The following is an 18516-nucleotide window of genomic DNA, read 5'->3' as shown; positions in this document are numbered from 1 at the left end:
AGTGATTATCAAATTATCGGCTTATTAGTACCGGTCAGCTCCATGGGTCTTTAGTCCCCACTTCCACATCCGGCCTATCAACCCAGTAGTCTAGCTGGGAGCCTCTCGCCCGAAGGCATGGAAATCTCATCTTGAGGCCGGCTTCCCGCTTAGATGCTTTCAGCGGTTATCCATCCCGAACGTAGCTAATCAGCGGTGCTCCTGGCGGAACAACTGACACACCAGAGGTTCGTCCAACCCGGTCCTCTCGTACTAGGGTCAGATCCTCTCAAATTTCCTGCGCGCGCAGCGGATAGGGACCGAACTGTCTCACGACGTTCTAAACCCAGCTCGCGTACCGCTTTAATGGGCGAACAGCCCAACCCTTGGGACCTACTCCAGCCCCAGGATGCGACGAGCCGACATCGAGGTGCCAAACCATGCCGTCGATATGGACTCTTGGGCAAGATCAGCCTGTTATCCCCGAGGTACCTTTTATCCGTTGAGCGACAGCGCTTCCACAAGCCACTGCCGGATCACTAGTCCCGACTTTCGTCCCTGCTCGACTTGTCAGTCTCACAGTCAAGCTCCCTTGTGCACTTACACTCGACACCTGATTGCCAACCAGGTTGAGGGAACCTTTGGGCGCCTCCGTTACTTTTTGGGAGGCAACCGCCCCAGTTAAACTACCCATCAGGCACTGTCCCTGAACCGGATTACGGTTCTAAGTTAGATATCCAGAGTGACCAGAGTGGTATTTCAACAATGACTCCACGAACACTGGCGTTCCCGCTTCAAAGTCTCCCACCTATCCTACACAAGCCACACCGAACACCAATACCAAACTATAGTAAAGGTCACGGGGTCTTTCCGTCCTGCTGCGCGTAACGAGCATCTTTACTCGTAGTGCAATTTCGCCGAGTTCGCGGTTGAGACAGCTGGGAAGTCGTTACGCCATTCGTGCAGGTCGGAACTTACCCGACAAGGAATTTCGCTACCTTAGGATGGTTATAGTTACCACCGCCGTTTACTGGGGCTTAAATTCTGAGCTTCGCCGAAGCTAACCCTTCCTCTTAACCTTCCAGCACCGGGCAGGCGTCAGTCCGTATACATCGTCTTGCGACTTGGCACGGACCTGTGTTTTTAGTAAACAGTCGCTTCCCACTGGTCTCTGCGGCCTTCAAACGCTCCAGGAGCAAGTCCCTTCACGCCTCAGGCCCCCCTTCTCCCGAAGTTACGGGGGCATTTTGCCGAGTTCCTTAACCACGATTCTCTCGATCTCCTTGGTATTCTCTACCTGACCACCTGAGTCGGTTTGGGGTACGGGCGGCTGGAACCTCGCGTCGATGCTTTTCTCGGCAGCATAGGATCACTGAATTCGCCTTGACGGCTATGCGTAAGATCTCAGGCTATGTAAGAGACGGATTTGCCTATCTCTTGCCCTACATCCTTGCCCCGGGACAACCATCGCCCGGTACAGCTACCTTCCTGCGTCACACCTGTTAATACGCTAGCCGCACCAGCATGGGGTCGAGCGTTAGGCCAGGAGCGTCACCCCGAAGGGATCAGTCACCTGGATTAGGACTCTTAGCACCACTGGATTAGCTTGGGCGGTTCTTCGCCGGTACGGGAATATCAACCCGTTGTCCATCGACTACGCCTGTCGGCCTCGCCTTAGGTCCCGACTTACCCAGGGCGGATTAGCCTGGCCCTGGAACCCTTGGTCTTTCGGAGGACGGGTTTCTCACCCGTCTTTCGCTACTCATGCCTGCATTCTCACTCGTGTGGCGTCCACGGCTGGTTTACACCGCCGCTTCACTCGCCACACGACGCTCTCCTACCCATCAACACGGCTGGACCACGAAAGCCTACCAATAATGTCAATGCCACAACTTCGGTGGCGTGCTTGAGCCCCGTTACATTGTCGGCGCGGAATCACTTGACCAGTGAGCTATTACGCACTCTTTCAAGGGTGGCTGCTTCTAAGCCAACCTCCTGGTTGTCTGTGCAACTCCACATCCTTTCCCACTTAGCACGCGCTTAGGGACCTTAGTTGGTGGTCTGGGTTGTTTCCCTCTCGACGATGAAGCTTATCCCCCACCGTCTCACTGCTGCGCTCTCACTTACCGGCATTCGGAGTTTGGCTGACGTCAGTAACCTTTTGGGGCCCATCGGCCATCCAGTAGCTCTACCTCCGGCAAGAAACACGCAACGCTGCACCTAAATGCATTTCGGAGAGAACCAGCTATCACGAAGTTTGATTGGCCTTTCACCCCTATCCACAGCTCATCCCCTCAGTTTTCAACCTAAGTGGGTTCGGTCCTCCACGACGTCTTACCGTCGCTTCAACCTGGCCATGGATAGATCACTTCGCTTCGGGTCTAGGACATGCGACTGAATCGCCCTATTCAGACTCGCTTTCGCTACGGCTACCCCTCACGGGTTAACCTCGCCACATATCGCTAACTCGCAGGCTCATTCTTCAAAAGGCACGCTGTCACCCCTACAAGGAGGCTCCAACGGTTTGTAAGCAAACGGTTTCAGGTACTATTTCACTCCCCTCCCGGGGTACTTTTCACCTTTCCCTCACGGTACTTGTCCGCTATCGGTCATCTGGGAGTATTTAGGCTTATCAGGTGGTCCTGACAGATTCACACGGGATTTCTCGGGCCCCGTGCTACTTGGGATACTCTTCGCGCCATTGGACCATTTCGGTTACGGGGTTGGCACCCTCTATGACTGGCCTTTCAATGCCATTCACCTATGATCCTCTGTAACGCTTGCTGTTCGGCAGAAGCAGCAGAAAAGTCCCGCAACCCCGACCATGCAACGCCTGCCGGCTATCACACATGATCGGTTTAGCCTCTTCCGGTTTCGCTCGCCACTACTAACGGAATCGCTTTTGCTTTCTCTTCCTGTGGGTACTGAGATGTTTCACTTCCCCACGTTCCCTCTACCCGCCCTATATATTCAGGCGGGAGTCACTGGGTCACCCAAAGGGCCCAGCGGGGTTTCCCCATTCGGAGATCCTCGGATCAAAGCTCGTTTATCAGCTCCCCGAGGCTTATCGCAGATTACTACGTCCTTCTTCGGCTCCAGATGCCAAGGCATCCACCGTTTGCTCTTAGAAATTTGAAATCACATGAGTTTGAATCGATCGGCTCATCCGAAGATGAGCAGATTGACCAATGATCTAATAAATCAGATCATCTTTTGTGATCCGAACCCGAAGGTTCGAATCTAAGATGCTCGCGTCCACTGTGTAGTTCTCAAAGTACGGGCGGTACCTTCTCCGTCCGGCAAGTGATGCCGACAAGAAAAGGTCCAGAGGTCCAGTTCTCATCATTCGATGAGGCCCGGTCCCTCAGGACCCAACAGCGTGCGTGTGCGGCGCCTAGTGATCCGAACCGTTCCTTCCTCCGAGGAGGCGTACTGAGTTCGAGCCGTTCGGCTCCGCACCAATGTAAATGTTCCACCCATGAGCTAACCGGCTGAGACGTTCGCTCAGATCCGGCGCCTGGACACCCGGGGGTGCCAGATGCTCCTTAGAAAGGAGGTGATCCAGCCGCACCTTCCGGTACGGCTACCTTGTTACGACTTAGTCCTAATCACCGATCCCACCTTCGACGGCTCCCTCCACAAGGGTTGGGCCACCGGCTTCGGGTGTTACCGACTTTCATGACTTGACGGGCGGTGTGTACAAGGCCCGGGAACGTATTCACCGCAGCGTTGCTGATCTGCGATTACTAGCGACTCCGACTTCATGAGGTCGAGTTGCAGACCTCAATCCGAACTGAGACCGGCTTTTTGGGATTCGCTCCACCTTGCGGTATTGCAGCCCTTTGTACCGGCCATTGTAGCATGCGTGAAGCCCAAGACATAAGGGGCATGATGATTTGACGTCATCCCCACCTTCCTCCGAGTTGACCCCGGCAGTCTCCTATGAGTTCCCACCATTACGTGCTGGCAACATAGAACGAGGGTTGCGCTCGTTGCGGGACTTAACCCAACATCTCACGACACGAGCTGACGACAACCATGCACCACCTGTTCACGAGTGTCCAAAGAGTTGACCATTTCTGGCCCGTTCTCGTGTATGTCAAGCCTTGGTAAGGTTCTTCGCGTTGCATCGAATTAATCCGCATGCTCCGCCGCTTGTGCGGGCCCCCGTCAATTCCTTTGAGTTTTAGCCTTGCGGCCGTACTCCCCAGGCGGGGCGCTTAATGCGTTAGCTGCGACACGGAAACCGTGGAATGGTCCCCACATCTAGCGCCCAACGTTTACGGCGTGGACTACCAGGGTATCTAATCCTGTTCGCTCCCCACGCTTTCGCTCCTCAGCGTCAGTTACGGCCCAGAGAACTGCCTTCGCCATCGGTGTTCCTCCTGATATCTGCGCATTCCACCGCTACACCAGGAATTCCATTCTCCCCTACCGCACTCTAGTCTGCCCGTACCCACTGCAGGCCCGAGGTTGAGCCTCGGGTTTTCACAGCAGACGCGACAGACCGCCTACGAGCTCTTTACGCCCAATAATTCCGGACAACGCTCGCACCCTACGTATTACCGCGGCTGCTGGCACGTAGTTAGCCGGTGCTTTTTCTGCAGGTACCGTCACTTTCGCTTCTTCCCTACTAAAAGAGGTTTACAACCCGAAGGCCGTCATCCCTCACGCGGCGTTGCTGCATCAGGCTTGCGCCCATTGTGCAATATTCCCCACTGCTGCCTCCCGTAGGAGTCTGGGCCGTGTCTCAGTCCCAGTGTGGCCGGTCACCCTCTCAGGCCGGCTACCCGTCGTAGGCTTGGTGGGCCGTTACCTCACCAACTACCTGATAGGCCGCGAGTCCATCCTTGACCGAAGTTCTTTCCAACTGCTGGAGATGCCTCCGCAGTTCGTATCCGGTATTAGCTTCCGTTTCCGGAGGTTATCCCAGAGTCAAGGGCAGGTTACTCACGTGTTACTCACCCGTTCGCCACTAATCCCCAAGAGCAAGCTCCTGGTTCATCGTTCGACTTGCATGTGTTAAGCACGCCGCCAGCGTTCGTCCTGAGCCAGGATCAAACTCTCCGTAAAATGTTTAGCTCCAAGTCGCAAGCGACTGGAAACATAGTGCAGGCTGGACAGGAAATGTGTCTTCGCGCTGCGAGTTTGTCTTGACTAGTTTCGAATATCTACTGACATTCTGTTTCTAATCCAAAGGAATCTCGCATCGACCGTCAGACCGGAGTCTTCGAGTCAATGCCGAGGTTGTTTGGCATTTGACATTGTGCACGCTGTTGAGTTCTCAAGGATCGGACGCTCTCACCTTTCACCCTCTCGGGCTGCTCTGTGAGGCAACTTCTCTACCTTACCACTCTCAGTCAGTTTGTCAAGTCGGCCGTTTCGCGCTCTTTCGTTCATCCATCGTGGGATACATCCGATTCACACGAACCGAACCGGTTAGACCTGCTCAGTGAGTGGGGTGTTAATCCTAAGCGCAACAGAGGAACTCTTTCAAGCTCAGATTTGCCGCTAGGCTTAGGATTTGGTCCCGCTTGAGGCCGGGGAGCTCTTCCGCTCTCCCGCACCTTTGGGGTGACAAGTAAGTACTTTACGCAGGCTCCTGGGAGCGTGCAAATCTCACCGACATCCCGGGCGTGTCGTGCTTGACTTCCGCGTGATTCCGCGGTTTCACCACGTCGGCGCCGGCCGTGACGGATCGGGATACCCGTCTGGAGGGGCGGTCCTCTACGCCGAAGAACGAAAGCGCCGGCCGGATTCCTGGGGAGGATTCCGACCGGCGCTCTGCTCGAGAGGTGGACACTCGGGTCACAGACCCGAGTACGCGTGCAGCCCCTTGAAGAAGACGTTGACGACTCCGAAGTTGAAGAGCACAGCGGCGAAGCCGATGATCGCCAGCCAGGCCGAGCGCGATCCACGCCATCCGCGGGTGGCGCGGGCGTGGATGTACCCGGCGTAGATCACCCAGATGATGAACGTCCAGACTTCCTTCGTGTCCCAACCCCAGTAACGCCCCCACGCCTTCTCGGCCCAGATCGCTCCCGCGATGAGCGTGAAGGTCCAGGCGATGAAGCCGACGATGTTGATCCGGTACGCGAGGTTCTCAAGGGCGACCGAGCTCGGAAGGGTGCCGAGGAACCGGAACTGCTGCGGGCGGGACTCAACGATCTGACGTTCACGGCGGTACTGCAGCAGCTGGAGTCCGGAGAGGGCGAAGCCGAGAGCGAAGAACGCCGTACCGAGCACGGCCACGATGATGTGGATGACCAGCCAGTACGACTGGAGCGCCGGCTGCAAAGGGACGACCGGGACGTAGTAACGCAGGAGCGCGATGCCCTGGAGCACCAGCACCAGTCCGAGGATGAACGTCCCCAGGTACTTGATGTCCCACTTGAGGTTGGCGACGAGGAATACGCCGATGATGACGAGTGTCCCCGTCATCGAGAACTCCCACATGTTCGCCCACGGGACCCGTCCAGCCGCGATACCGCGGAGCACGGTCGCCACGAGGTGGAACCCGAAGCCGATGATCGTGAGGACGAACGCCCAGCGGATCGACGCGGACGACACAGAGCCGTTCATCACGTCGTCCTCGATGCGCGAGCTGATCCTCGTCGACAGCCGACCGAGCGCCGAACTCGGTGGGGCGCCGCCCTCGGAGGACCCGCCACCGGCCGCGAGGATCGTGGACGGGGCGCCGACCTGTGCGGGGACCGCCGTCCTCCGAGCCACTGCGCTCGGTACCGATGCGGCCTCCACGGCCGTCACGCGTGCCCCCCGCCGCGCCAAATCGAGTGCGAACGCTATGAACGCGGCGGCATAGACCCCCATCGCCGCGTAGATGAACACGGTGGAGAGCTGGGACAGGGTCTCGGTCACGGTGAAAGCCTAATTCTTCTGTGGTCGGGTGAGGGAGGCCGCGTGCTCCTCGGCGACAGCCGAGACGGCGGCGATCAGGTTGGGGTCCTCGCCACGTGCGAGGCCAGCGTACTCCAGGGTCAGCGAACCGTCCTCGTTCTCGACCGCTTTCACCCAGATACGCCGTCGCGGCACGAACAGGGCGGTGAGGAGTCCGGCGAAGATGAGCACGGCGAAGGCGAGCACCCATCCCTGCGCGGGGTCGTGGTGCACGTCGAGCGAGGCGTAGCGCTTCACGTTGTCGAGGGAGATGGTGCCGAGTCCGTTCGGGAGGTCCACCGTCTCCCCCGGCTTGAGCTTGAGCGCCTCGGTCTTGGTCGGCGGTCCAGCGAGCTGCGTGAGCTTGTCGGTGTTGAGGCTGTAGACGGACTGCGGGACCCCGCTGTCCACCCCGAGGTCTCCGACGTAGACGTTCAGGCTCAACACCGGGTCGTTCAGACCGGGGAACGTCGAGGTCAGAGCGCCACTCGCGGTCTGGCTGGCGCCGACCGTCGGATAGAAGAACCCGATCATCCCGAGCTGCTGCTTGAGCCCGTCCGGGACCTTGATGAAGCCGAGCGAGGTGAGACGCGCATCCTGCGGCAGGAAGGGCACCGAATCGGAGAAGACGACGTTCCCCTTGGTGTCGCGCACGGTGATCGTCGGGGCGTAGCCGTTGCCGAGCAGGTAGACGTTCGTCCCGCCGATCGCCAGCGGCTCGTTGACCTTGATGGTCGTGCTCTGGCTCGTGTCTCCCGGTCCGGTCGTCGTCACGTGGGCGGTGTAGTCGAGCGGAGTGCCGACCGCATTCTGGTTCTTCGTCTCGTACGAGACGTCGAGCTTGTCGACGCGGATCGAGAACGGGGCGAGCGCCGAATCGCTGAAGAAGCGGCCGGGATTGAACGAGTTGTACGAGGGCAGGCTGTTGACGAAGCTCTGCCCCTCGACGACGACCTTCTGCCCGGTGTAGCCGAACCCGCCGCCCACGCCGATCGCGACGAGGACGCCGAGCAGGGCGATGTGGAAGACGAGATTGCCGGACTCGCGCAGATATCCGCGTTCCGCCGAGACGGAGATCGACCGGGCGTTCTCGTAGATCGCGGTGCGGTAGCGGGCCTTCTTCAGGACCTCCTGCGCCTCCGCGATCGGGTCGGAAGCGGTGGAGCGCAGTTCGGCCGGCAGGATTCGCGCTTGGAAGCCCGCCATGCGGGTGAGGCGTACCGGGGTCCTCGGCGGCTTGGCCCGCATCGCCTGGAAGTGGTGCTTGGTGCGCGGGATGATGCAGCCGATGAGCGACGCGAACAGCAGCAGGTAGATCGCGGAGAACCACGCGGACGTGTAGACGTCGAAGAACTGCAGCTTGTCCAGCACCGGCGCGAGCTGCGGGTTGTCGGTGAAGTACTGGGTGACGCCATTGGGGTCGGAGCTCCGCTGCGGCACGAGGGATCCGGGTACGGCGGCGATGGCGAGCAGCAGCAAGAGGAACAGCGCCGTGCGCATGCTCGTGAGCTGCCGCCAGAACCATCGCAGCCAGCCGAGAGGGCCCAGCTTCGGCTGGACCACGTCCGGGTCGACATGCGGAGGCGCGGAGTCGATGTGGTCAGATGGCCGGCTCAAAGCCCTGGATCACCGCCAAGAACTGGGACATGATGGCGCTCCACAGACCCGAGGCCATCAGGATGCCGATGATCACCAGCAGCACGCCGCCGATGATGTTGATGGTGCGGATGTGCCGCTTGATGAAGGCCACGGATCCCGCGACCCAGTCGAAGCCGAGTGCGACGAGCAGGAAGGGGATGCCCAGGCCGATGCAATAGAAGAGCCCGAGGAGCGCTCCGCGCCACGGCGAGCCCGTGCCGACGCTGAGAGCGCTGATGGCTGCGAGCGTCGGGCCGATGCACGGCGTCCAGCCGAGGCCGAAGACGATGCCGAGCAGGGGTGCTCCGATGAGCCCCGTCGCCGGTCGCCATCCCGGCTTGATGGTCCGCTGGAGGAAGGAGAACTGGCCGATGAAGACGAGGCCCATGATGATGACGAGCACGCCGAGGACGCGGATCACCATCTCCTGCCAACGCACGAGCCACAGTCCCAGCGCACCGAACGCGGCACCATAGGCGATGAACACCACCGCGAACCCGAGGATGAAGAGCGCGACCCCGGTGACTACTCTCGAGCGATCACGCTTCGCACCCGGATCGCTCATCCCGCCGACATACGCGAGATAGCCGGGCACGAGCGGCAGCACGCAGGGCGATGCGAACGACACGAGACCCGCGAGCAGCGCGATCGGCAGTGCCAGCACCAGCTGGCCGCTGAAGACGATCTGTCCGATGCCGCCCACGTCAGTTCTCGGCCACGGCGTCGGAGATCAGCGAATCGAGGATGCTCCGGTCGGGCAGGGCGCCGAGGATGCGCGCGGAGACGCGCCCCTTCTTGTCGATGACGAGGGTGGTCGGCGTGGCCTTCGGTGGGACGGTCTTGCTGAAGGCCAGCAGTACGGAGCCGGTGTCCCGGTCCAGGACCGACGGGTACGTGACGCCCTTGTCCTTCTCGAAGCTCTCCGCCGTACTCGCCGAATCGTAGAGGTTGACGCCGAGGAATCCGACGCCCTCCGCCTTGTACTTCTGGTAGAGCGCCTCGAGGTCCGGAGCCTCGACACGACAGGGCGGGCAGCCCGCGTACCAGAAGTTCACGACGAGGACGTCGCCGGCGTAATCCTTCGAGGAGACCGGGGTGCCGTCGGTGAGCGTTCCTGTGAAGTCGACGGCGGCACCTCGATTGTCCGCAGCGAACTCGCTGACGGTGCCGTCTCCGGCGATGTAGTTCTGCCCGTTGCCGGATCGGTACTGCTGCGCGAGGCTGTCGTTGGCCGTGCATCCGCTGAGCAGCAGGGCCGTCGCGGCGAAGGCCGCCGGCAGTGCCAGTGCGAGGCGACGACGGAAGGGTCGGGTACTCGGGGTGCGCATCAGACGGCTCCCACATCGGTCGCCGAAGCGAGGAGATCGGCGGCCGGCTCGACGTACCCGACCTCGATGAGGCGGGCAGCAGGGGCGGCCTGAGCCTTCTCTTCGGGAGCGCCGTCGAGGCCGCCTCCGCCGGACAGGGTCGACTCTCTTGGCGCGGCCTCGGCCGGGGCCGTCGTGCGCTCGAACGTCGTGATGCTGGAAAGTGCGCACCGACGTGTGCGCGGGTCGTGCCAGAACCGCTCCCCAGCGACGGACAGGTGCGCGACCCAGATCGGCAGCTGATGGCTGACGAGGACGACATCGCCCTCGTCGACAGATTCGAACGCCTCGTCGATGGCCGCGCGCATGCGCTTCTCGATGCTGGAGTAGGCCTCGCCCCAGCTCGGTCGCAGCGGGTTGACGAGGAATGGCCAGTTCTGCGGCTTCTTGAGAGCACGACGCATGACCGTCCCCTCGAAGTGGTTCGTGGGCTCGACGATCCGATCGTCGATGGTCGGCTCGAGACCCACCGCAGACAGGATCGGCGCTGCGGACTCGCGCGTGCGCTGCAGCGGTGAGACGCGAACGGACAGGACCGCACGGCCTCGCGAGACGATTTCGTCCGCGGCGGCCTGCGCCATTCGATGACCGAGTTTGGAGAGGCCGAAGCCCGGCAGCCTGCCATACAGGATGCCGTCGGGATTGAACACCTCGCCGTGACGGACGAGGTGAACTTGGCTTGCTACCACGAGGCCAGTCTACGGAGGCGTTTCCCTTGAATTCACTGAGCGCGGGCACGTAGCCCTCGCTCGGACCACCTCGGGGCGGTATGCGCGGGCGGTAGGCTTGCTGATCGTGACCGCACGCGTTTTGATCAAGGACCTCGCCGCCCACCCCGACGGCCCCGTCAGCGTCGCCGGATGGGTCGAGACCGTCCGCGACCAGAAGAAGGTGCAGTTCGTCGTGCTGCGCGACGAGTCGGGAGCGGTTCAGCTCGTCAATCCTCGCACCGTGGCGGAGGACGGGACCGTCGTTGCCGACGAGCCCGCGACCACTATCTCCGGTCTTTCTCAGGGAAGCTTCGTGCGCGCCACCGGCGAGCTCAAGCACGACGAGCGTGTGAAGCTCGGCGGCATCGAGATCAAGCTCAGCTCCCTCACCGTCGAGACGGCCGCGATCCCCGAGACGCCGATCGCCGCGGACAGCGGGATCGACAAGCGCATGGATTGGCGCTTCCTCGACCTGCGAGAGCCCAAGAACAACCTCATCTTCCGCGTACAGACGACCTTCGAGCATGCTCTGCGGCAGTACTGGGTGGAGAACGGTTTCGTCGAGATCCACACGCCGAAGCTGATGGCCTCCGCCTCGGAGTCGCGCGCCGAGCTCTTCGAACTCGACTATTTCGAGACGACGGCGTATCTCGCGCAGAGCCCGCAGATCTTCAAGCAGATGGCCCAGGCCGCGGGCTTCGGCCGCGTGTTCGAGATCGGCCCGGCCTTCCGCGCAGACCCGAGCTTCACGAGCCGTCACGCGACCGAGTTCACCAGCATCGACACCGAGCTCAGCTGGATCGACAGCCACGAGGACGTCATGAAGGTGCACGAGGACCTCCTCGTCGCCGGGTTCACCGCGGTCAAGGAGAAGCACGGTGAGGAGATCGAGGCGCTCTTCGGCGTCGAGGTCACCGTCCCGGCGACACCGTTCCCGCGCATCCCGCTCGCCGAGGCCAAGCGGATCGTCGCCTCGCGGGGCTATGAGGTCCCGCGCGACGACGACGACATGGACCCCGAGGGCGAGCGTCAGATCTCTGCATACGTCAAGGAGACCTACGGTCACGAGTTCGTCTTCCTGACGGACTACGCGGCGACCATCCGCCCGTACTACCACATGCGTCACCCGGACGACGAGACGATCACCAAGAGCTACGACCTCATCTTCAACGGCGTCGAGATCTCGACCGGAGCGCAGCGTGAGCACCGCGTCGACCTGATCGAGAAGCAGGCCCGCGAGAAGGGGCTCTCCGTCGAAGAGCTCGAGGACGTTCTGGCGTTCTTCCGCTACGGCGTGCCGCCGCACGGTGGGTTCGGAATGGGGCTGGCCCGCGTCCTGATGCTCATGCTGCACCTCTCGAACCTGCGCGAGACGACCTACCTGTTCCGCGGACCGAGCCGCCTGACCCCGTAGCCGACGCGCCGTTGGAGGCCACAGCCGACCAGCTGTCGCCGGCGACGAGGATGTGCCCGAGAAACCGGAGCCCGATGGTCGCCGCGGCCTGATCCAGCCTTCGGGTGAGGACGAGGTCGGCGACCGAAGCATCGATCGAGCCCGACGGATGGTTGTGCGCGACCGCGAAGGACCGTCCACCGCGGGTGAGGACCGATTGCAGCACGTCGGCAGGCTGAATGCTGGCGTCGTCCACGCCGCCGTCCCGGAGCAGGACGAGTTCGAGCGGGCGCGCAGCCCGATCCGCGATGACCACGACGAATCGCTCACTGTCGCGATGCAGGAGCTCGGGTCGCACGATCTCGGCGATCGCCCGATCGTCGACCAGCCGCGTCCATGCCGACGAGCTGCCTGCACGGCGCCAGATCTCGATGATCGCGACGAGCCGGCCGGCTGTGGCGGGGCCGACTCCAGGCAACGTCTCGAGTCGCGCGAAGTCCATCGTCGCGAGTCCGGGGAAGCCTCCCGAGCGTCGGAGTATCGACCGTGCGAGCGCGCGGACGCTTCTGCCGGTCTGGCCGGAGCCGAGGACGAGAGCGAGCACCTCGTCGTCCGTGAGGGCGCCGACACCGAGGCGACGCATCCTCTCGCGCGGTCGATCATGCGTGGGGACGTTCGCAAGGGACTCCTCCTCTTCAGCTGCTTCGGACGACATGAATCCACGGTAGGAAGCAGACGGTCGACAGCAGTGCAGCATTGCGAAATCTGTGGAGAAGTCGAAATCAGGCCCAGCCTGTGGAGAGCGTTGACGCTTTTTCTCCACAGGCGTGCGGAACGACGATCTGTCCACGGATTCTTCGCGACCCCCAAACGGTGGATCCCGCAGAGCCACAATGGACTCATTCCAGCGATGAAGGAGCACCCACATGACCAGTCCTGACGATGTCGTCATCCTGTCGGCCGCGCGCACCCCGTTCGGCAAGATCAAGGGGACGCTCGCGTCGCAGACCGCCGTCCAGCTCGGCGCAACCGCGCTCTCCCGAGCACTCGCGCAGAGCGGCGTGGATGCTGGATCGATCGACGCTGTGATCTTCGGGCAAGTGCTGCAAGCCGGCGCGGGTCAGAACCCGGCGCGACAGACGGCCATCAGTGCGGGGATCGGCTGGGACGTCCCCGCCACGACGATCAACAAAGTCTGCCTGTCGGGCCTCGCAGCGGTCATCGACGCGGCACGCATCATCCGCGCCGGGGAGGCGACGGTGGTCGTGGCGGGCGGCCAGGAATCGATGACGAATGCGCCGCACATCCTGCCCGGGTCGCGGACGGGATGGACGTACGGCTCGATCGAAGCCCTGGATTCAGCCGCGTACGACGGCCTGACCGACGCCTTCGACGGTATCTCGATGGGAGCCTCGACCGAGCGCTACACGGAGCGGCTCGGTCTGACGAGAGAAGCGCAGGACGCCTTCTCCGCTGCTTCGCACCAGCGCGCGGGAGCAGCACACGCGAACGACGTCTTCGTGGACGAGATCGCGCCGGTCACGATCCCGCAGCGCAAGGGGGAGCCGCTGGTCGTCACCGTCGACGAGGGCGTACGGCCGGAGTCGACACCCGAGGCGCTGGCGCGGCTGAAGCCCAGCTTCGCCGAGGGAGGCACGCTGACCGCGGGGAACTCCTCACCGCTCAGTGACGGAGCAGCGGCGCTCGTGCTGACGACCCGCGCGAACGCCGAACGGCTGGGCCTCGACTGGCTTGCCGTCGTCGGCGCGAGCGGCCAGGTCGCCGGACCGGACAACTCGCTCCACTCGCAGCCGTCGCACGCGATCGAGGCCGCCCTCGCGCGAGCCGGCTGGTCGACCGACGACCTCGATCTCATCGAGATCAACGAGGCCTTCGCCGCGGTCGCCCTGCAGTCGATGGCCGACCTGGGCGTGGACGCCGAGCGGGTGAACATCCACGGCGGAGCGATCGCCCTCGGCCACCCGATCGGTGCGTCCGGCGCCAGACTGGCCGGCCACGCTGCTCACGAGCTCGCCCGCCGTGGAACGGGACGGGCTGCCGTCGCTCTCTGCGGTGGTGGCGGCCAGGGGGACGCACTGCTTCTCTGGCGCTGAGCTTCTCTGACACTGAGCTTCTCGGGTGCCAAGAGGTGCCGGCCGGCCGGCGCCCACCGGGTCAGCTGTCCAGGTGGCGCTCGTCCGGGCCGTTGTAGAGGGAGAGGGGGCGGATCAGGGAGTTGGCGGCGTACTGCTCGAAGATGTGGGCGGTCCAGCCGGTGATGCGAGCGGCGGCGAAGAGGGGGGTGAACGTGTCGGTGTCGAAGCCCATGAGGTTGTATGCGGGGCCGGAGGGGTAGTCCAGGTTGGGCTTGATGTTCTTGCGGTCGGCCATCGCGGACTCGAGAGCGTTATAGAGGTCCAGCATCTCGGGACGGTCATAGTGCTCGACCAAGGACTCGAGAGCAGCCTTCATGGTGGGAACCCGGGAATCGCCGTTCTTGTAGACGCGGTGGCCGAAGCCCATGATCTTGCGCTTCTCGGCGAGGGCGGAGTCCAGCCAGGCCTCCGCGCGCTCAGCGGAGCCGATCTCGTCGAAAGCGTGCATGACGGCCTCGTTGGCGCCCCCGTGCAGGGGGCCTTTGAGGGCGCCGATGGCACCCGTGACGGCCGAATAGATGTCGGAGAGAGTGGAGGCGATCACACGGGCGGTGAAGGTGGAGGCATTGAACGAGTGCTCCGCGTAGAGCACCAGGGAGACACGGAACGCATCGACGACCGCGTCGTCGGGGACCTCGCCGAAGGTCAGCCACAAGAAGTTGCGGGAGTAGTCGAGATCCTCGCGAGGCTCCACGGCCTCGAGGCCACGACGGCGACGCTGGATGTAGGCGACGACGGTGGGGAGCTGCGCGAGGAGGTAGAGGGCACGGCCGTAGTTGAGATCCGGGTCGAGGATGCCATCCGTCTGCTGGAGGGTGTCGTCCAGTCCGCCGAGCTGGCTGACCGCAGTACGCAGAGCGTCCATGGGATGCGCGGACGCGGGGATGTCGTCGAGGGCACGACGGGTGCGATCGTCGAGACGCCGGAGGGAGCGCTCCCGAGCGCTGAATGCCTCGCGCTCCTCCGGAGTGGGCAGCTCACCGTTCCAGAGGAGATAGGCGACCTCCTCGAAGGAGCAGCGCGCGGCGAGCTCCTGCACGGGATACCCCCGGTACAGCAGGGAGTTCGTCTCCGGGTTGACGGACGAGACGGCCGTGGTGTCCACCACCACGCCGGCGAGACCCTTGTGGATCTGCGGATCGGTCATGCGAGCTCCTTCGCTACAGCTGCCACGCGCCGCGACCTCGTGGGTCAGCGGCGCACGTCGAAATTGAACACCGAAGTGTCGAACGCGTTGTATCCCTCGTAGTCAATCAGGTCGTACAGGTCGGCGCGATGTTGCATCTCCCCCAGCATCGGCTCGAGCGTCCCGCCATCGAGGAGCTGATCGAGACCGCGCTCGGCGGCGCCCATCGCGAGACGCAGGAGAGACACCGGCCAGATGACGATGTTCACGCCGACGTCACGGAGCTGGTCGACGGTGAAGAGGTCGCTCTTGCCGAACTCGGTCATGTTGGCGAGCATCGGCACATCGATGGCGCGGCGGACGGCCTCGAACTCGGAGAGATCCGCCATGGCCTCGGGGAAGACGGCGTCCGCACCCGCGTCGACGAGGGCCTTCGCCCGGTCGATCGCGGCAGCCAAGCCGTCCACGGCTCGGATGTCCGTGCGCGCCATGATGAGGAGGTTGGGGTCGCGGCGGGCATCGGCGGCGGCGCGGATGCGCTTGAGAGCGGTGTTCTCGTCGACCACCTGCTTGCCGTCGAGGTGGCCGCAGCGCTTCGGGTTCACCTGGTCCTCGATGTGCAGACCGGCGACACCGGCGTCCTCCAACGATTGGACGGTGCGGGCGACGTTCATGGGCTCACCGAAGCCGGTGTCGGCATCGACCAGCGCCGGAAGGTCCGTCATCCGGGCGATCTGGGCGGAACGGCCGGCCACCTCCGTCAGAGTGGTCAGCCCGATGTCGGGGAGCCCCAGATCGGCGGAGAGCACGGCGCCCGAGATGTACACACCCTCGAAGCCCTTGCGCTCGATGAGGCGGGCGCTGAGGGGGTTGAAGGCACCGGGCATGCGGACGAGCTCACCCGACGAGAGACGGGCACGGAAAGCCGCACGCTTCTCGTGCGCGGGAAGAGAGGAGTACAGCATCAGAAGAGTCCCTTCGGAGCCGGAACGGAGTCGAGCACCCCCGGAGCGGCCGTGATGGTGAGACCGGCCAGCTCGGCGGCCGTGAGGTGAGGCAGTCGCTCAGCGACGGACAGGAAGCGCTCGATCTCGGCGGCCTCCAGGATGCCGTCGGCGAGAGTGCGGAACTTCGCCACGTAGTCGGCTCGCGCGAACGGACGCGCACCCAGCGGGTGCGCGTCGGCGACGGCGATCTCGTCCGTGATGACGCGACCGTCCACGAGGCGGATCTCCACCCGTCCGCCGAATGCCTTCTCGGCGGGATCGGTCGAGTGATAGCGACGGGTCCATTCCGGATCCTCGGTCGTGGTGACCTTGCCCCAGAGCGCGACCGTATCGGGCCGGGCGGCGCGAGACGGCAGGTACGACTCCACGTGGTGCCAGCCTCCGTCCTGCAGGGCCACGGTGAAGATGTACGGGATGCTGTGGTCGAGAGTCTCCCGCGACGCCGTCGGATCGTACTTCTGCGGGTCGTTCGCTCCCGAGCCGATCACGAAATGCGTGTGGTGCGAGGTGTGGATGACGATGCTCTCGACGCGTTCGGGATCCGCGACCTCCGGGTGCTCGCGGTGGAGCTTGCGCGCGAGGTCGATCCAGGCCTGAGCCTGGTACTCGGCGGAGTGCTCCTTGGTGTACGAATCGAGGATGGCGCGTTTGGCCTCACCAGCCTCCGGCAGCGGCACGTCGTACGAGGCCGACGGGCCATCGAGCAGCCACGCGATCACGCCGTCCTCCCCCTCGTAGATCGGGGTCGGACTCGTCTCGCCGCGCATCGCCCGGTCGATCGCCTCGACGGCCATCTTGCCGGCGAACGCCGGGGCGTGGGCCTTCCAGCTGGAGATCTCGCCCTTGCGGGACTGCCGGGTGGCGGTGGTGGTGTGCAGCGCCTGCCCGACCGCCTGGAACACGACCTCCGGCGGCAGCGCGAGCAGGGTGCCGATGCCGGCTGCGGCCGACGGACCGAGGTGCGCGACGTGATCGATCTTGTGCGCGTGGAGGCTGATCGCCCGCGCCAGATCGATCTGGATCTCATAACCGGTCGCGATTCCGCGCACCACGTCGCGCCCGGTGAGCCCGAACGCGCGCGCGGCGTGCTGAGCGACGGCCACGATCGGCGGGATGTTGTCGCCCGGGTGCGAGTACTCGGCCGCGAGGAAGGTGTCGTGATAATCGAGCTCGCGGACGGCGACGCCGTTCGCCCAGGCGGCCCACTCCGGCGACACCCGCACCTCGGGGGCTTCGCCGAAGACGGTCGATCCGTCCTGCGGGCGCTCGACGGCCGCGACGATCTCGTCGAGCTGACGCGATGGCAACGGATGCGCGAGCGCCTGCGAGCGGGCCGACACGACCGGACGGCGGGTCAGAGAGGCCGCAGCGACGGCCGCATTGTCGATGACGCGGTTGATGACCATGTCGACGACCTCTGAGTCGACCTCGACCGGGTCGGCGGCGACCTGCGCGATCTTCCAGGCGAGCTGGTCCTGACGGGCGAGGTTCTCGTCGCTGCGGTGCACACGGACGTTGTGGTTCTTCACGTATCGAACCTACCTCGCTACGCTCTGCTCATGGTTTCCGTGCCGTCTCTGCTCGCGTTCGCGCTGGCCTCGGTGGCGCTCATCGTGATTCCCGGGCCGAGCGTGCTCTTCGTCATCGGCCGCTCCCTCTCCCTCGGACGAGCGGGCGGCCTCCTGAGCGTGCTCGGCAACGCGCTCGGGATGCTGCCCCTCGTGATCGCGGTGGCGCTGGGGGTCGGCGCGATCGTCGCGCAGTCGCTGGTGCTCTTCACGATGATCAAGGTCGCGGGAGCCTGCTATCTCGTCTACCTCGGCATCCAGGCCATCCGGCACCGGCGGCACACGGCCGTGACGCACGAGGCGAACCCGTCCCGATCGGCGTGGCGGATCGTCGGCGAAGGATTTCTCGTCGGGCTCACCAACCCGAAGTCGCTCGTCTTCTTCGTGGCGGTTCTCCCCCAGTTCGTCGACTACCGCGCAGGCGGCATCACGCTGCAACTGTTCGAGCTCGGCGTCGTCTTCCTGCTGCTCGCGCTGACGTTCGACAGCGTCTGGGCGCTCGCCGCCGGGACCGCGCGTCAGTGGTTCGGGCGCTCGCCGAAGCGCGCGGAGCGACTCGGGGCCACCGGCGGGGTGCTGATGATCGGGCTCGGCGGGGTCCTGGCCCTCACCGGCACGAAGCACTGAGCCCGAGGGCGTCGACCGGGCTGCCGGCCCTCCGACGGCACGCGGCCC

Annotated in this window: 12 protein-coding genes and 2 rRNA genes; 3 read left to right on the top strand and 11 right to left on the bottom strand. The window is 63.7% G+C overall.

All coding sequences use genetic code 11. The features are described 5' to 3' along the window. Window positions 1-4 precede the first annotated feature (4 nt). The 7 genes from IT072_RS00935 to IT072_RS00905 all read right to left on the bottom strand — a co-directional run bounded on the left by IT072_RS00935 (window position 5) and on the right by IT072_RS00905 (window position 10570). Window positions 5-3117 (bottom strand): 23S ribosomal RNA (locus IT072_RS00935). Between the two features lie 411 nt (window positions 3118-3528). Then, window positions 3529-5052: ribosomal RNA gene (locus IT072_RS00930) — 16S ribosomal RNA — on the bottom strand. Together the 16S and 23S rRNA genes form the textbook arrangement of a ribosomal RNA operon. Before the next feature lie 735 nt (window positions 5053-5787). Further along, complete coding sequence (gene ccsB / locus IT072_RS00925) at window positions 5788-6858, bottom strand: c-type cytochrome biogenesis protein CcsB (protein WP_223358931.1); 1071 nt, start codon at window positions 6856-6858, stop codon at window positions 5788-5790. Between the two features lie 9 nt (window positions 6859-6867). Continuing rightward, on the bottom strand, window positions 6868-8493 hold the full coding sequence (gene resB / locus IT072_RS00920; RefSeq protein WP_223358930.1) for a cytochrome c biogenesis protein ResB: 1626 nt from the start codon (window positions 8491-8493) through the stop codon (window positions 6868-6870). Further along, window positions 8477-9217, bottom strand: coding sequence for a cytochrome c biogenesis CcdA family protein (locus tag IT072_RS00915; RefSeq protein WP_223358929.1), 741 nt, complete (start codon window positions 9215-9217; stop codon window positions 8477-8479). The genes resB and IT072_RS00915 overlap by 17 nt, the downstream gene beginning before the upstream one ends. 1 nt (window position 9218) lies before the next feature. Further along, window positions 9219-9842 (bottom strand): TlpA family protein disulfide reductase, encoded by a 624-nt coding sequence (locus IT072_RS00910; RefSeq protein ID WP_223358928.1) that lies wholly within the window; start codon window positions 9840-9842, stop codon window positions 9219-9221. Beyond that, a complete protein-coding gene (locus IT072_RS00905; protein WP_223358927.1) occupies window positions 9842-10570 on the bottom strand; it encodes a histidine phosphatase family protein in 729 nt (242 codons plus the stop codon). Before IT072_RS00905 ends, IT072_RS00910 begins: the two co-directional genes overlap by 1 nt. 106 nt (window positions 10571-10676) lie before the next feature. Between IT072_RS00905 and aspS the strand changes: the two genes are divergently transcribed. Continuing rightward, a complete protein-coding gene (gene aspS, locus IT072_RS00900) occupies window positions 10677-12005 on the top strand; it encodes an aspartate--tRNA(Asn) ligase (RefSeq protein WP_223358926.1) in 1329 nt (442 codons plus the stop codon). Here the strand turns inward: aspS and IT072_RS00895 are convergent. Beyond that, entirely contained in the window at window positions 11935-12699 is a 765-nt protein-coding gene (locus tag IT072_RS00895; protein ID WP_223358925.1) for a JAB domain-containing protein, read from the bottom strand. The genes aspS and IT072_RS00895 overlap by 71 nt on opposite strands. A gap of 211 nt (window positions 12700-12910) precedes the next feature. Here IT072_RS00895 and IT072_RS00890 point away from each other — a divergent pair, with 211 nt between their 5' ends. After that, window positions 12911-14098: an acetyl-CoA C-acetyltransferase gene (locus tag IT072_RS00890; RefSeq protein ID WP_223358924.1), complete on the top strand. Its 1188-nt coding sequence runs from the start codon at window positions 12911-12913 to the stop codon at window positions 14096-14098. A gap of 61 nt (window positions 14099-14159) precedes the next feature. On the opposite strand, the gene IT072_RS00885 is transcribed toward IT072_RS00890, so the two are convergent. From IT072_RS00885 to IT072_RS00875, 3 genes are read right to left on the bottom strand one after another with little or no spacing between them, the layout of a single operon-like run. Further along, window positions 14160-15287, bottom strand: coding sequence for a bifunctional 2-methylcitrate synthase/citrate synthase (locus tag IT072_RS00885; RefSeq protein WP_223358923.1), 1128 nt, complete (start codon window positions 15285-15287; stop codon window positions 14160-14162). A gap of 44 nt (window positions 15288-15331) precedes the next feature. Further along, window positions 15332-16231 (bottom strand): methylisocitrate lyase, encoded by a 900-nt coding sequence (prpB, locus tag IT072_RS00880; protein WP_223358922.1) that lies wholly within the window; start codon window positions 16229-16231, stop codon window positions 15332-15334. Next, window positions 16231-17802 (bottom strand): MmgE/PrpD family protein, encoded by a 1572-nt coding sequence (locus IT072_RS00875; RefSeq protein WP_223358921.1) that lies wholly within the window; start codon window positions 17800-17802, stop codon window positions 16231-16233. The genes prpB and IT072_RS00875 overlap by 1 nt, the downstream gene beginning before the upstream one ends. 30 nt (window positions 17803-17832) lie before the next feature. Between IT072_RS00875 and IT072_RS00870 the strand changes: the two genes are divergently transcribed. Further along, a complete protein-coding gene (locus tag IT072_RS00870; RefSeq protein WP_223358920.1) occupies window positions 17833-18468 on the top strand; it encodes a LysE family translocator in 636 nt (211 codons plus the stop codon). Window positions 18469-18516 lie beyond the last annotated feature (48 nt).

Origin of the sequence: Leifsonia sp. ZF2019, assembly GCF_019924635.1 — a bacterium.
In the GTDB taxonomy this organism is placed as follows: Bacteria; Actinomycetota; Actinomycetes; order Actinomycetales; family Microbacteriaceae; genus Leifsonia.
Note: the sequence above shows the minus strand (reverse complement) of the source record. Positions and strands in the feature narration are given on the sequence as shown.